This window comes from Pseudocitrobacter corydidari (assembly GCF_021172065.1).
Taxonomy (GTDB): Bacteria; Pseudomonadota; Gammaproteobacteria; order Enterobacterales; family Enterobacteriaceae; genus Pseudocitrobacter; species Pseudocitrobacter corydidari.
The window spans coordinates 1785157-1798564 of record NZ_CP087880.1 but is presented as its reverse complement, the minus strand read 5'-3'; the positions used below and the strand labels follow the sequence as shown (position 1 = coordinate 1798564).

General features: G+C 54.0%; 16 protein-coding genes. 5 read left to right on the top strand and 11 right to left on the bottom strand.

The window, feature by feature from the left end; genetic code table 11:
* Window positions 1–33: 33 nt before the first annotated feature.
* Complete coding sequence (locus tag G163CM_RS08350) at window positions 34–954, bottom strand: Kdo(2)-lipid IV(A) acyltransferase (RefSeq protein WP_231827681.1); 921 nt, start codon at window positions 952–954, stop codon at window positions 34–36.
* 222 nt (window positions 955–1176) lie between these two features.
* Here G163CM_RS08350 and trhO point away from each other — a divergent pair, with 222 nt between their 5' ends.
* Window positions 1177–2226 (top strand): oxygen-dependent tRNA uridine(34) hydroxylase TrhO, encoded by a 1050-nt coding sequence (gene trhO, locus G163CM_RS08345; protein ID WP_015964891.1) that lies wholly within the window; start codon window positions 1177–1179, stop codon window positions 2224–2226.
* On the opposite strand, the gene G163CM_RS08340 is transcribed toward trhO, so the two are convergent.
* The 7 genes from G163CM_RS08340 to mdtH form a co-directional block, all read right to left on the bottom strand.
* Window positions 2227–2340 carry a DUF2770 family protein gene (locus G163CM_RS08340; RefSeq protein ID WP_015964890.1) on the bottom strand — a complete coding sequence of 38 codons (114 nt, stop codon included), beginning with the start codon at window positions 2338–2340 and terminating at the stop codon, window positions 2227–2229.
* A gap of 104 nt (window positions 2341–2444) precedes the next feature.
* The gene (gene solA / locus G163CM_RS08335) at window positions 2445–3563 is read right to left on the bottom strand and encodes an N-methyl-L-tryptophan oxidase (RefSeq protein ID WP_231827680.1); all 1119 of its coding nucleotides are present in this window, start codon (window positions 3561–3563) and stop codon (window positions 2445–2447) included.
* Window positions 3564–3709: 146 nt separating this feature from the next.
* Complete coding sequence (gene bssS, locus G163CM_RS08330) at window positions 3710–3964, bottom strand: biofilm formation regulator BssS (RefSeq protein ID WP_015964888.1); 255 nt, start codon at window positions 3962–3964, stop codon at window positions 3710–3712.
* Window positions 3965–4238: 274 nt separating this feature from the next.
* The gene (gene dinI / locus G163CM_RS08325; RefSeq protein WP_231827679.1) at window positions 4239–4484 is read right to left on the bottom strand and encodes a DNA damage-inducible protein I; all 246 of its coding nucleotides are present in this window, start codon (window positions 4482–4484) and stop codon (window positions 4239–4241) included.
* A 71-nt stretch (window positions 4485–4555) separates the two neighbouring features.
* Window positions 4556–5602 (bottom strand): dihydroorotase, encoded by a 1047-nt coding sequence (gene pyrC, locus G163CM_RS08320; RefSeq protein ID WP_149464673.1) that lies wholly within the window; start codon window positions 5600–5602, stop codon window positions 4556–4558.
* A 146-nt stretch (window positions 5603–5748) separates the two neighbouring features.
* Window positions 5749–6309, bottom strand: coding sequence for a lipoprotein (locus G163CM_RS08315; protein ID WP_149464674.1), 561 nt, complete (start codon window positions 6307–6309; stop codon window positions 5749–5751).
* Between the two features lie 171 nt (window positions 6310–6480).
* Window positions 6481–7689 carry a multidrug efflux MFS transporter MdtH gene (gene mdtH / locus G163CM_RS08310; protein ID WP_231827678.1) on the bottom strand — a complete coding sequence of 403 codons (1209 nt, stop codon included), beginning with the start codon at window positions 7687–7689 and terminating at the stop codon, window positions 6481–6483.
* A gap of 231 nt (window positions 7690–7920) precedes the next feature.
* Between mdtH and rimJ the strand changes: the two genes are divergently transcribed.
* The 4 genes from rimJ (at window position 7921) to murJ (ending at window position 11766) form a co-directional block, all read left to right on the top strand.
* The gene (gene rimJ, locus G163CM_RS08305) at window positions 7921–8505 is read left to right on the top strand and encodes a ribosomal protein S5-alanine N-acetyltransferase (RefSeq protein WP_108475757.1); all 585 of its coding nucleotides are present in this window, start codon (window positions 7921–7923) and stop codon (window positions 8503–8505) included.
* A 9-nt stretch (window positions 8506–8514) separates the two neighbouring features.
* On the top strand, window positions 8515–9162 hold the full coding sequence (locus G163CM_RS08300; RefSeq protein ID WP_231827677.1) for a YceH family protein: 648 nt from the start codon (window positions 8515–8517) through the stop codon (window positions 9160–9162).
* Window positions 9163–9164: 2 nt separating this feature from the next.
* Window positions 9165–10088, top strand: coding sequence for a Gfo/Idh/MocA family protein (locus G163CM_RS08295; RefSeq protein ID WP_231827676.1), 924 nt, complete (start codon window positions 9165–9167; stop codon window positions 10086–10088).
* A 142-nt stretch (window positions 10089–10230) separates the two neighbouring features.
* A complete protein-coding gene (gene murJ / locus G163CM_RS08290; RefSeq protein ID WP_231827675.1) occupies window positions 10231–11766 on the top strand; it encodes a murein biosynthesis integral membrane protein MurJ in 1536 nt (511 codons plus the stop codon).
* A gap of 48 nt (window positions 11767–11814) precedes the next feature.
* Here murJ and flgN read toward each other — a convergent pair whose 3' ends face one another.
* The 3 genes from flgN to flgA form a co-directional block, all read right to left on the bottom strand.
* A complete protein-coding gene (gene flgN / locus G163CM_RS08285) occupies window positions 11815–12240 on the bottom strand; it encodes a flagella biosynthesis chaperone FlgN (protein WP_015964879.1) in 426 nt (141 codons plus the stop codon).
* Window positions 12241–12244: 4 nt separating this feature from the next.
* Window positions 12245–12538, bottom strand: a complete 294-nt coding sequence (flgM, locus tag G163CM_RS08280; RefSeq protein WP_015964878.1) for a flagellar biosynthesis anti-sigma factor FlgM — start codon at window positions 12536–12538, stop codon at window positions 12245–12247.
* A gap of 93 nt (window positions 12539–12631) precedes the next feature.
* Window positions 12632–13291, bottom strand: a complete 660-nt coding sequence (gene flgA / locus G163CM_RS08275) for a flagellar basal body P-ring formation chaperone FlgA (protein WP_231827674.1) — start codon at window positions 13289–13291, stop codon at window positions 12632–12634.
* Between the last annotated feature and the right edge of the window lie 117 nt (window positions 13292–13408).

The window sequence follows — 13408 nt, the reverse complement described above, 5'->3', positions numbered from 1 at the left end:
GCATCAGCGCAGCCGTGAAGGCTGCGCTAACGTTCAGTAGCGGGAAGGCATCCCTTTCGGGCGCGTCTTGAAGCGGCGGTGTAGCCACATATACTGCTCCGGGGCCATCATGATGCACTTCTCGACGATCTTGTTCATCCAGGCGGCCGTGGTTTCTGCATCATCCAGCGGCGGGGAGAGTTCCGGCTCAAGGATAATCAACTCGTAGCCTTTGCCGTCGGGTTTGCGGCGCGGCACAAAGGGCACAATACTGGCTTTCGACATGCGTGCCAGCATCCAGGTGCCTGACGTGGTAGCGGCTTGCTCAACGGCAAACAACGGCGCAAAGACGCTGGCGCGCGGGCCGTAGTCGTGGTCTGGTGCATACCAGACGATTTCGCCGTTTTTCAGTGCACGGATCATGCCTTTCAAATCTTTCCGGTCAATCATCGATTTATTGGAGCGCATCCGCCCCCAGGTTTGCAGTAAATCGATAACCGGGTTGTCATTCGGGCGATAGACGCCGATGCCCGGGTTGAAGAAACCGAACATTCGAGCACCCATTTCGAGCGTGAGAAAGTGAATACCGATCAGCAAAATACCGCGTTTCTGTTCCTGCATGGCGGAGATATGCTCCAGACCGCTGGCATCCGTCCAGCGATCGATACGGCGATCGGGCCAGAACCACGCCATCCCGGTTTCCATCAGGCCCATACCGACCGATTCGAAATTCTTCACCACATGTTGATGACGCTCGGCTTCACTCATTTGCGGGAAACATAATTCGAGATTGCGATAAGCAATTTGGGATCGCCGTTTCATAAAACGCAGCGCCACGCGACCAATGGCATTGCCGAGACGATAAATGATGGGGTAGGGTAACTGTACGATCAGCCACAGCAGGCCAATTCCCAGCCAGGTTAGCCAGTAACGTGGATGCAGCAACGCCGCGGTAAATTTGGGTAACTGGGTCATGTCTTTCCTGTTTTATCGAGCCACTTCCGCTATTGTCGCACTATTTTCCCGCCAGCCAAACCTGACCAGAGTACGAGTGTCGATAATTCGTGCAAATGTTTCATTCTGTGTTTTGATGGAGAAACAAATGTAGCGCAAAATGTGTGGATGTAAATTGTCGATGATTGCTATATCATCCGCCCGATCTATACATTTCATTCCCTTTTGCAGGATTAGAGCACCATGCCAGTGTTACATAACCGCATATCGAATGAGACATTGAAGGCGCAGATGCTCGCTGAAACCGAGCCGCGTACGACAATCTCATTCTATAAGTATTTCACCATCGTTAACCCGAAAGCGACCCGTGATGCCCTTTACCTCGCACTTTCCGAACTGAAAGTGTTTGGTCGCATCTATCTGGCCCATGAAGGGATCAACGCGCAGATTAGCGTTCCTGCAAGCAATGTCGATGCACTGCGTGAGCTTTTGTACGGTTTTGACCCTGCGCTGGACGGGCTGCGCTTTAACATCGCGCTGGATGACGACGGCAAATCGTTCTGGGTGCTACGCATGAAAGTCCGCGACCGCATTGTGGCGGACGGCATTGATGATCCCTCGTTTGATGCGAACGATGTCGGCGCTTACTTAAAAGCGGCGGAAGTGAACGCAATGCTGGACGACCCGGATGCGGTGTTCATCGATATGCGCAACCACTATGAGTATGAAGTCGGCCATTTCGAACGCGCCATGGAGATCCCGGCAGATACGTTCCGCGATCAGCTACCGAAAGCCGTCGAGATGATGCAGGAACATAAAGACAAGAAGATTGTGATGTACTGCACCGGGGGAATTCGCTGCGAAAAAGCGAGCGCCTGGATGAAACACAACGGGTTTAAGCAGGTGTGGCATATTGAGGGCGGCATTATTGAATATGCCCGCCGCGCGCGTGAGCAGGGACTACCGGTGCGCTTTATCGGCAAGAACTTTGTTTTTGACGAGCGGATGGGGGAGCGTATTTCCGATGAGGTGATTGCCCACTGTCACCAGTGCGGGACGGCTTGCGATAGTCACACCAATTGTCTGAACGACGGCTGCCATCTGCTCTTCATTCAGTGCCCGACCTGCGCAGAGAAATATGACGGCTGCTGTAGCGAAGCCTGCCAGGAAGAGCACAAACTGCCGGAAGAAGAGCAGCGTAAACGCCGCGCCGGACGTGAAAATGGCAACAAGATTTTCAATAAATCACGCGGGCGGCTGAATACTAAACTGGGTATTCCTGATCCTCAGTGATCAGGCGAAGAAAATCCAGATTAGATCGATCAGGGCCAGCAGCAGACAGAGCGCGACGTAAATCATAAAGTGTTCGCGCAGGTTGTTGACCAGGTAGTGATATAGACGCTGCATTGTTGTTCTCTTTAAAGGCACATCATCGTATGTGCCTGTGTTTTTGTCAGGTGCTTTCGTGTGTAGGCCTGATAAGCGCAGCGCCATCAGGCAAACCGCACCAATTAATCGTCAAAACGGGAAAGCGAGAAGGGCGCCAGGTTAAAGGTTTCTGGCTGTGACTGCGCGAATCGTGTGGCAATTTCACCCAGCACGGTCGCGAACTTGAACCCATGGCCGCTCAACCCGCCAATCAGCAAGGTATTTGGCTGACCGGGCAGCGTATCGATAATAAAATCTTCATCCGGCGTGTTGTCATAGGTACAGGCTGCGCCGTGCAAACAGCCGCCAATACCGGGCAGAATATTACGCAGGAAGCTGAACGCCTCAGAGCCATCGGTGGCGACGGTACCGAACGGTTTGCGTCCTTGCGGCGTATTGATAAGCTGACCGCCGTTATGCTTGCCGATTTTAAGTTCATTCTCAACTGCCGGGAAACCGTAGAACTGGTCGCCGTTAGGCAATTCACCCGTAAACGCCGGGAAGTTATTTTTGCGGCTGTAACGCCCGTCGGCCTGGAACCAGGCAAACACTTTCCGAACCGGTTGTATTGGCAATTGCGGGTAGAGTTGCTTAACCCAGGTACCGGCGCTGAGCAGCAGTTTTTTCCCTTCAAAGCGGCCTTCTGACGTTTCTATCGCGACTCCGTTAGCGTGATGTTCAATCCCGGTGACGGGGCAATTGAAGAGCTGCGCGCAACCCGCTTCCTTTGCCAGCGCGATCACTGTTTTTACCGCCAGCTCGCTTTTCAGCACGCCAGACGCTGGCTCAAAGATGGCCTGATAGTCTTCGGGCACCTGAATTTCAGGCCAGCGGGCCATCACGCCTGCGGCATCCAGTCGCTCTACATCAAGGCCGAATTTTTCCGCACTCTCCGCGACGGTGGCAAGAAAGGTTGAATCTGCCGGGCCAAGATTCACCACGCCGCTACGTTCAAACAGCGCTTCACCGCTGGTAGCGGCCAGCGCGTCCCACAATTGCTGCGCGCGCAGCACCAGAGGAACATATTTTTCGCCTTCACCATACGCGTGGCGAATCAGACGCGTGTCGCCGTGGTGGCTGCCTTCGGTATGCGGCGGCATGTGGGCATCGGTCATCAGGACATTTAGTCCCGCTTTACGGGCGTAGTATCCGGCTGCCGCCCCGACGGAGCCACTGCCGACAATGATTAAGTCATATTGCATAGCGCTTCCTGGAATTGTTTTTTGATAAGCCGCATCAGCATGCAGGATGGTGTGTATAGCAGGGTAATTAACAAGGAGGATGGATACAAGCCTGAAAATAAAGAAGGCACCCGAAGGTGCCTGTTTGATAATTATTCGTATCAGCACTAATGCCTGCGATACTCATTCGCCTGGTAATCGCCGGATTCAATTTTGGCGATGCCCGCCTCTAATATAGAAATAAATTGACGAGCGACATCGGTAGTCAACCAAAGCGTTTGACCTATTTCAGCTTCTTTCTTGCTCGATTCATTGGGGTCTTGGTAGTGCAGGCGCAGCATCAGCGCATCGTAGCTATCAACGGTGCTGATGTCCCATCCGACGAGGGGATGGGTCTGGATGACTTCATTATTCTTTTCCATCATAACCCCTTATATCTTTGTTAAAAGGCAACAACTCTCGAGGTTCAATGCAGGTTTTTTTCGAAGCTTTTTCAGTATACCAACAACTTACTTAATATTCGAGATTTTAAATAAAATGCAACACAAATTCCTAAAGTACGCGTTTTGTTGCGCAATAAATCACCATTATGGCTGGGATTTTATTAATGGAATCAGAATAAGGTCAAAAAGAAGCGGGGCGGCGAGAAATAAAAAAGCCGGGGCGACCCGGCAAAGAACACAATGAGGGAGCAAATTAATCGGTTATAAACCAGTCATCCGCGCTTTCCCAGGTCTCCTGGAGAATGTCGCTGATCCGGTCTTTGTCTTCTTTAATGCCACCGATAACCGAAAGGTTATTTGCCGATGCGTAGCGCACCGAAACGGTGCCGCCGCTATCCGGAAACTGATTGTTAATTCGTCGGGAGAGTTCACCCGCCAGAGCGTCAAGCGCGCCAGCGGGGAGGGTTGTGGTTTTAGCAATAGTCACTTCAATGCGCATGGTTGCCCCCTGTATGTGTACTGTATGTTTATACAGTTAAAGCGAAAAACTTACAACAGGGAGCGTGCGATTTATTTTTTTACCGTCCAGCGTACGGTTTCGCCGGCGAGGAAGGGGATCAGGGTATCGTCAGAAAGAGCAATGCTCTCAACCACCTGGCTCTCTTCACGTACCAGCTCAACGGTCGATTCATTCACCGGCAGGCCGTAAAAACGTGGGCCATTTAGCGAGGTGAAGGCTTCGAAGTGCTGTAGCGCGTTCATCTCTTCAAAGACGGTGGCATAGCTACCCAGCGCGGTGGGCGCATTAAAGCAGCCTGCACAGCCGCAGCTGGCTTCTTTGCGATGACGCGCATGCGGCGCGGAGTCAGTCCCGAGGAATGCGCGCTCGAAGCCGCTGGCAACCAGTTCGCGCAGCGCCTGCTGGTGGATATTACGTTTGAGGATCGGCAGGCAGTAAAGATGCGGGCGCACGCCGCCAACCAGCATGTGGTTGCGGTTGAACATCAGATGTTGCGGGGTGATGGTCGCCGCCAGCAGTTCATTACCCTCACGCACATAATCTGCGGCATCTTTGGTGGTGATGTGTTCAAACACCACTTTCAGCCCTGGCAGACGTTGGCGCAACGGCTCCATAACCGTCTCGATAAAGCGTGCTTCGCGGTCAAAAATATCGATGTCGGCGTGAGTGACTTCACCGTGAACCAGCAGCGGCATTCCGAGTTTTTCCATCCGCTCCAGCACCGGCATGATGGCATCAATACTGGTGACGCCGTGGCTGGAGTTGGTCGTTGCGTTTGCCGGATAAAGCTTAGCTGCCGTAAATACGCCTTCCTGAAAACCGCGCTCCACTTCATTCGGATCGAGAGAGTCGGTGAGGTAACAGGTCATCAGCGGAGTAAAATCGTGGCCAGCCGGAACGGCGTCCAGAATGCGCTGGCGGTAACTGATAGCCGCTTCCACGGTGGTGATAGGCGGTACCAGATTTGGCATGATGATCGCACGACCATAGAGCTCGCTGGTATAAGGCACGACGGTTTTCAGCATCTCACCATCACGCAGATGGATATGCCAGTCGTCTGGGCGGCGAATTTTCAGAACTTGCGGTAATGCGGTCATGGGTGTGCTCCGGCCTGGTGGGAAATCAGTCATTAGGGCTGTTTTTTGCCGGGCACTAAGGATAAACGTAAACGTTTTCCTTTGCACTCCTTTCTGCAAAAAAAGACGCCCGACGAAAATATCCGCCGGGCGTCTTTTTTACGATGTTAATCAGTAAACGGGATGATAATTTGTCCTGGTTTTACCTCAATGCCTTTCGCATATTTTTTAGCCAGCGCTTCGCCTTTGCTGGCATCTTCTTTCAGCACGTAAGCCGGTTGCTGATTAAAGTAATTGCGCAGTGACTGGTTCAGATAAGGCACCAAAGTTTGCACCACCGATTGCATTTTCTCCGGCGTCACTTTGGCATCGACGACTTCCATCTCTTGCAGGAAAATCGCACCTTTCTCTTTGTTGAAGACCGGTAACGCTTTCAGTTTCAGGTCAATGGTCGCTTTCTGACTGCCAAACAGCGAGTTTAAATCCAGTTTAGCGTCACCGGTGAGGGTGACTTTATTCGGCTCTTCACGGCCAATGGCGCTGGTGAGATTATTCAGCACGATGTGCGCGTCGGCCACGCCGGGCAGGCCAATATCTTTCGAGAAATTATTGTGCTTTTGCAGTGCCTGATTAATTTCCTGTTCACTCACTGTGTATTGCGTCAGTTGATTACAACCCGCCACCAGGCCGCCAACGATCAGTGCGGCAATGACAAAAAATTTCTTCATGAAGTTCCTCAATATGATGCTGTGCTGTAATCCTGTCCACAGGCAGCTTGCGCTTTCAGTCGTGATTATGACAGCGGAAAATACTGAAAGTGCCATCTCTTCTTTCTTAGGATGAGATTTTACTGATGGCCTGCGTGATTTGCAGGCCAGCAATGATGCGCAATAAAAGAGTTAATGACGGGGTTCAAGCATACCGGAGGCGGCGCGTTTTGGACTGAACTGCCACCATAAGGCGACAAACGTGATGATGCCGATAAGCCCCAGCATCGCCCACGGCAGTTCCGGCTGATTTAGCGCTTTCCCGCTGTCAAATAGCCAGCCGCCACCGGTGTAGCCGAGTGCGCCGCCAAAGGCCAGACCCAGACGGCTGAAGCCCATATAGCTGCCGCGTGCGCGGGCATTTGCCAGATGTGCGCTCAGCGTTTCACGCGCCGGCTCCGCAATAATCGAACCGATGTAGAACGTACAAATCAGCGTGAATAACTGCTGTAGCGAGGTTGCCAGACCAATCGGCAACATGGAAACCGTCATGATCAGCAGACCTGCCATCAGGCGCTGCTCAAGGCGAAAACGTTTTTCGCTCCATCGTGCGATAGGGTAGAGCAGGGTCAGTGAAAGCGCCGCTTCGATGGCGTACATCCATTTGACGGCAGAAGGTGAGCCCGCAATATCGTTCACCATGATTGGCAGCATCAGCATCACCTGTACCGCCAGCATGTAGTACCCGGTGAGGGTTAACACGTAGGTGACAAAACGCTTGTCACGCAGCACCTGCGCAAGCCCTTCGCGTACTGGCGTTCTCACGGTAGAAAGTTTCCACGCCGGAAGATAGCAGGCGTTAAAGATAGCGCACAGAATGAACAGTACCGCACCCGCGCTGCACACCAGACGGAAGTCATATTGCAGCAGCCAACTGCCCATCAGCGCGCCGATGACCGCTCCGGCGCTGTCCTGCATCATCAATAATGAGAAAAAACGGCCACGATGCGCCGGACGCACCAGCTTCACCACCAGTGCGGAACGCGGCGGATCGAACAGCGTACCGCCGAGCCCGGAAAGCAAACAAGAGAGCCACAGCACCCACGGCTCGTGCGCGACCGCCATAATGGCAAAACCGCACGCGCGCATCAGCATGCCGGTCACAATCATCGGTTTGGCGCCAAAGCGGTCCGCAATCGCGCCGCCAAAAATACCCAGACCTTGTTGAATGAGCTGGCGCAGACCGAGCGCAATCCCGACCATTAATGCCGCCCAGCCCATCTGATCGACAAAACGAATGGAGATCAGCGGAAAGACGACAAAAAAGCCCAGCACAACCAGCATGTTATCGACTAAGAGGAAATATTTACCCAGGCTCCTTGCCTGCGATACGCGGGACATTTCCCCTCCAGGGGAATAAAAAGAGATGAACATCTCCATTCTGCCGGGTCGCTTCACCTTTTCCCATATTGCCAGCGACAATATTTTTTTATCAAAATGCTGCTTTGATTGAGCTTGTTTATCGAAATCGCGATCGGGGTTTAAAAAAAGGTATGTTGCTGTTTTCACAGACCCCCTGAGGACAGGTATAGTGAGTTAACCCGGGTTATTATTCAGGTACAGGAGTAAGAGATGTTTGGCTATCGCAGTAACGTACCGAAAGTGCGTTTGACAACCGATCGTCTGGTTGTGCGTCTGGTCCATGACCGTGATGCATGGCGTCTTGCCGATTATTACGCAGAAAACAGGCAGTTTTTGAAACCCTGGGAGCCCATCCGTGACGATAGCCACTGTTATCCTTCCGGCTGGCAGGCTCGCTTGTCGATGATTAATGAATTTCACAAGCAGGGAAGCGCTTACTATTTTGCACTGCTCGACCCCGAGGAGAAAGAAATCATTGGCGTCGCCAATTTCTCTAACGTGGTGCGCGGCTCGTTCCACGCCTGCTATCTCGGCTACTCGATTGGGCAAAAATGGCAGGGGCAGGGGCTGATGTTTGAAGCCCTGACCAGCGCTATCCGCTATATGCAACGTACCCAACATATTCACCGCATAATGGCTAACTATATGCCGCACAATCAGCGCAGCGGCGATTTACTGGCGCGGCTGGGTTTTGAAAAAGAGGGTTATGCCAAAAACTATTTGCTGATTGACGGCGAATGGCGTGACCACGTATTGACCGCACTCACGACACAAGAATGGACAGCCGGTCGCTAAGGAGAAGAGATGAAATATGAGTTAAGCCCGCTTGAAGCGCGCGTGATTGGCTGCCTGCTGGAAAAACAGGTGACGACGCCTGAACAGTATCCGCTGTCGATTAACGGCGTAGTGACGGCCTGTAACCAGAAAACCAACCGCGAACCGGTAATGACGCTCAGCGATTCTGATGTACAGGATCTGCTGGATACGCTGGTTAAACGTCACTATCTGCGTACGGTCAGCGGTTTTGGTAACCGCGTGACCAAGTACGAACAACGTTTCTGTAATTCTGAATTTGGCGATTTGAAACTTTCCAGCGCCGAAGTGGCAATTATCACCACGCTGCTCCTGCGCGGCGCGCAAACGCCGGGCGAGTTGCGTGGCCGCGCCCAGCGCATGCATGAATTCAGCGATATGGCGGAAGTGGAAGCCACGCTTGAGCGATTGGCTACGCGCGATGATGGCCCGTTTGTAATGCGCCTGCCGCGCGAGCCGGGCAAACGCGAGAGCCGCTATATGCACCTTTTCAGCGGTGAAATGGAAGTGCTGGCCCAGGTCGCCGATGATGTCGCCCCGGCGGATGACGATCTCCGCGCGCGCGTCGATGCACTGGAAGGCGAAGTGGCAGAGCTGAAACAGCGTCTGGATTCCCTGCTGGCGCATCTCGGAGAATAACGATGGCGAAATTACGCGTAGGCGTGGTGGGGCTGGGCGGGATCGCGCAGAAGGCGTGGCTTCCGGTACTCAGCGCCGCCACCGACTGGACGCTACAGGCGGCGTGGTCACCAGGTAAAGAGAAAGCGCTGAAAGTGTGCGAAACTTACCGCATGCCGTATGCGGATTCGTTAGCCTCGCTGGCGGCGCAGTGCGATGCGGTGTTTGTCCACAGCGCAACGGCGTCTCACTATTCGGTGGTCAGCGAACTGCTGAACGCGGGCGTGCACGTCTGCGTCGATAAACCGCTGGCGGAGAAACTGAGCGATGCTGAGCGTCTGGTCGAGCTGGCCGCACGCAAGAAGTTAACGCTGATGGTGGGTTTTAATCGCCGTTTCGCACCGCTCTATCGTGAGCTGAAAAGCAATCTCGCCAATGCGGCGTCGCTGCGAATGGATAAACACCGTACCGACAGCGTCGGACCGCATGACCTGCACTTCACGCTGCTGGATGATTATCTCCATGTGGTCGACACCGCGCTGTGGTTGGTGGGCGGTAATGCGCCCTTAAGCAGCGGCACGCTACAAACCACAGACGACGGTGAGATGCTCTACGCTGAGCATCACTTCAGCCATCCAACGCTTAGCGTCACAACTAGCATGCATCGCCGCGCCGGTAGCCAGCGCGAATGGGTGCAGGCGGTGACGGACGGCGCGCTGTATGACATCACCGATATGCGTGAATGGCGAGAAGAGCGGGGCGCAGGCGTGCTCACCCGTCCCGTGCCCGGCTGGCAGACCACGCTTGAGCAGCGCGGATTCGTCGGCTGTGCACGCCACTTTATTGAATGTGTGCAAAATCAGACGGTTCCGGAAACTGCTGGCGACCAGGCGCTGATGGCGCAACGCATCGTCGAAGCGCTGTGGCGCGAGGCCGTTGATGAATAACCTGCTGTAACATCTGGCAGTAGCAATTCATCCCGAACCCGGTAGACTAACGCCTCTTCAGGCTCCTGCCTGTAAACCGCAGCCCGGCAATCGCGCCGGGCTGTTGCAGGCATTTTGCTTCCGGTTGTGGAATAACACGTTAATGAATCTATTAAAATCGCTGGCGGCTGTCAGCTCGATGACCATGTTTTCGCGCGTGCTGGGTTTTGCGCGTGATGCCATTGTGGCAAGGGTGTTTGGCGCAGGAATGGCGACCGATGCCTTCTTTGTGGCGTTCAAGCTGCCTAACCTGCTGCGTCGAATTTTTGCTGAAGGCGCATTTTCTCAGGCTTTTGTGCCGATTCTCGCGGAATACAAAAGCAAGCAGGGCGAAGACGCGACCCGCGTATTTGTCTCGTATGTTTCCGGTTTATTGACGCTGGCGTTAGCGCTGGTGACGGTCATTGGCATGCTGGCGGCGCCGTGGGTTATCACGATTACCGCACCGGGCTTTGCCGATACGGCGGATAAATTTAACCTCACCTCACAGCTGCTGCGCATTACCTTCCCCTATATTTTGCTGATTTCACTCGCCTCGCTGGCGGGGGCCATTCTTAACACCTGGAACCGCTTCTCGGTGCCTGCGTTTGCGCCGACGCTGCTTAACGTCAGCATGATTGGCTTTGCGCTGTTTGCAGCGCCGTATTTCAATCCACCGGTGCTGGCGCTGGCGTGGGCGGTGACCGTTGGCGGCGTGCTCCAGCTGGCTTATCAGCTGCCGCATCTGAAAAAAATTGGCATGCTGGTGCTGCCGCGCATCAATTTAAAAGATGCGGGCGCGATGCGCGTGGTGAAGCAAATGGGGCCGGCTATCTTGGGCGTCTCCGTCAGCCAGATTTCATTGATTATCAACACCATTTTCGCCTCTTTCCTGGTTTCCGGTTCCGTTTCGTGGATGTACTACGCTGACCGTCTGATGGAGTTCCCGTCCGGCGTGCTGGGCGTGGCGCTGGGGACGATTCTTCTGCCGTCGCTGTCGAAAAGCTTTGCCAGCGGTAATCATGATGAATATTGCCGTCTGATGGACTGGGGGCTGCGTCTGTGCTTCCTGCTGGCGCTGCCGAGCGCCGTGGCGCTGGGTATTCTGGCGAAACCGCTGACCGTTTCCCTGTTCCAGTACGGTAAATTCACTGCGTTTGATGCGGCGATGACGCAGCGTGCGCTGGTGGCCTATTCCGTCGGTCTGATGGGGCTTATCGTGGTGAAAGTCCTTGCGCCAGGATTCTACTCGCGTCAGGACATCAAAACGCCGGTGAAAATCGCGATTGTGACGCTGATTATGACCCAGCTGATGAACCTCGCGTTTATTGGCCCGCTGAAACACGCGGGTCTGTCGCTGTCGATTGGTCTGGCGGCCTGTCTGAACGCCAGCCTGCTCTACTGGCAGTTGCGTAAGCAGAAAATATTTACCCCACAGCCGGGCTGGAGCAAATTCCTCGTGCGTCTGATTGTTGCGGTGCTGGTAATGGCTGCGGCGCTGCTGGGGATGATGCACGTCATGCCAGAGTGGTCGCAGGGGACTATGCCGATGCGCCTGTTACGCCTGATGGCCGTGGTTGTCGTCGGGATTGTTGCCTACTTCGCCACGCTTGCGGTGTTGGGTTTCAAAGTAAAAGAGTTCGCACGCCGGACGGCGTAATAAGATGCGGCGGCGGGAGCGTGATATTTCCCGCCGTCCTGATTGCGGTTAGACGGTAAATTTCTTGCCGCTGCGCGGTTGTCCCGCCGTTTGCCCATCCTTGCCATACAATCCCGTCTCCTGATAAGGCTTCAGCACCTCCAGCGCCTGCTGGTTTCGGGCGATTTGGCCTTCCAGCAACCAGCCGTTGTGCTGATTGAGAAAACGCAGTTGCTGCGTTTTCTGCGTAATGTTCAGCCAGCGCGATGCCACATCGTCGTCATTGGCGCAACGCTGCGCTTCCTGCTCTACGCGACGCTGTTGTTCCAGATAATCAAGCGCCGCCAGCAGCGAGCTTTTATCTTCGGTTATGCGCTGCAGCAGACTTCCGTTTACGCTTCCGGCTGAAAGCTGCTGTTGCTCGGCATCCATTACCTCTTTAAGCGAGTTCAGGATAGCGGTCATTTGATCCAAAATATCGGGCAGACGACTCATGCGGTTAGTTACTCTGTAGATAATTCTGCGTTTCCTGAATCAACGCATCAGCAATTTTACCGGTATCCATTTTCAGCTCACCGTTGCGAATAGCGGTTTTCAACGCTTCCACGCGATCCATGTTGATATCACGCGTATCCGATTGCGTTAAGGTTGTTTGTGCGTCACTTAGTTTGACGCTGGTGCTGTTAATCTCAGCGTTTTTTTCCACACGCGCTTTCGGCGTCTGGGTCTCGTTTGGTTCGCGAGCCTGTACCGCGTTAACAGGATTCAGAGGCGATGTACGTTCAATGCTCATGTGCTTTCCTCATGGAGGCTTATGATGGCGCGGGGATTGCCATTTTCATTTGTTAATACTTTATCGGCAATCGCCGTACTTTCTTTATGAAGATTATAAGTTAATCAGAACATTCCCATCCGTATTCACTTCGCCGCTGACCACCTGGCCTGAGGACATTCTCACGCGTGCATTTTGCGCCACGGCGGCGTTATTCAGCGCCTGACCTTCACTGTTGACGCTAAAACCGTCGCCTTTCGCGATGACCTGGACGCGTTGCCCGGCTTTTACCCGCCAGGCGGCGCGAATCATGGTCAGCTGTAACGCTTGCCCGGCGGCAACATCGCGCAGGCTGACCGCGTCCTGCGCCTGATTGATGTCCAGCATCGTGCGTGGCGGCAACTGATCCAGACGACCACGTTTCAGGGCGACCGATTGCGCATTCAGCACGGAGCCACGCACAATCGGCCCGGCAGCGACCACATAATTGCCCGTGGCCTGAACCGTCACCTGCAAATAGTGTTTCTCATTACCGCAGCGCGCCACCACGTTCAGGTTCCCCCACAGCCGGGCATTGCCAGGCGTACTGAGCACCGGTTGCTCACAGGTGGGCAACATCGCGAGCGGGCTACGCAGTTGCACCACCACCTCATCACTTAACCCTTCCAGCCTTTGGCTGAAAAACGTCGACAGCTGGCTTTGCAGATCCTGCGCCAGGGTGAACGGGCTGGCGAGCAGTAAACACGCGGCCAGCGAGGTAGTGAGCTTCGGCATCGAACACTCCGTCAGAGAGGGTAGTGTGAGTATTTTACGCATCCACAGCCGACATCAACGGAATAAATAGCGACGCATATTGCGTTTATTCCGGCGATAACGCGCGCATAAGGCGAA

Bases quoted from the DNA above. Each gene is read 5' to 3' on its own strand.
- G163CM_RS08350 (WP_231827681.1), bottom strand. From the start codon at position 954: ATGACCCAGTTACCCAAATTTACCGCGGCGTTGCTGCATCCACGTTAC.
- trhO (WP_015964891.1), top strand. From the start codon at position 1,177: ATGCCAGTGTTACATAACCGCATATCGAATGAGACATTGAAGGCGCAG.
- G163CM_RS08340 (WP_015964890.1), bottom strand. From the start codon at position 2,340: ATGCAGCGTCTATATCACTACCTGGTCAACAACCTGCGCGAACACTTT.
- solA (WP_231827680.1), bottom strand. From the start codon at position 3,563: ATGCAATATGACTTAATCATTGTCGGCAGTGGCTCCGTCGGGGCGGCA.
- bssS (WP_015964888.1), bottom strand. From the start codon at position 3,964: ATGGAAAAGAATAATGAAGTCATCCAGACCCATCCCCTCGTCGGATGG.
- dinI (WP_231827679.1), bottom strand. From the start codon at position 4,484: ATGCGCATTGAAGTGACTATTGCTAAAACCACAACCCTCCCCGCTGGC.
- pyrC (WP_149464673.1), bottom strand. From the start codon at position 5,602: ATGACCGCATTACCGCAAGTTCTGAAAATTCGCCGCCCAGACGACTGG.
- G163CM_RS08315 (WP_149464674.1), bottom strand. From the start codon at position 6,309: ATGAAGAAATTTTTTGTCATTGCCGCACTGATCGTTGGCGGCCTGGTG.
- mdtH (WP_231827678.1), bottom strand. From the start codon at position 7,689: ATGTCCCGCGTATCGCAGGCAAGGAGCCTGGGTAAATATTTCCTCTTA.
- rimJ (WP_108475757.1), top strand. From the start codon at position 7,921: ATGTTTGGCTATCGCAGTAACGTACCGAAAGTGCGTTTGACAACCGAT.
- G163CM_RS08300 (WP_231827677.1), top strand. From the start codon at position 8,515: ATGAAATATGAGTTAAGCCCGCTTGAAGCGCGCGTGATTGGCTGCCTG.
- G163CM_RS08295 (WP_231827676.1), top strand. From the start codon at position 9,165: ATGGCGAAATTACGCGTAGGCGTGGTGGGGCTGGGCGGGATCGCGCAG.
- murJ (WP_231827675.1), top strand. From the start codon at position 10,231: ATGAATCTATTAAAATCGCTGGCGGCTGTCAGCTCGATGACCATGTTT.
- flgN (WP_015964879.1), bottom strand. From the start codon at position 12,240: ATGAGTCGTCTGCCCGATATTTTGGATCAAATGACCGCTATCCTGAAC.
- flgM (WP_015964878.1), bottom strand. From the start codon at position 12,538: ATGAGCATTGAACGTACATCGCCTCTGAATCCTGTTAACGCGGTACAG.
- flgA (WP_231827674.1), bottom strand. From the start codon at position 13,291: ATGCCGAAGCTCACTACCTCGCTGGCCGCGTGTTTACTGCTCGCCAGC.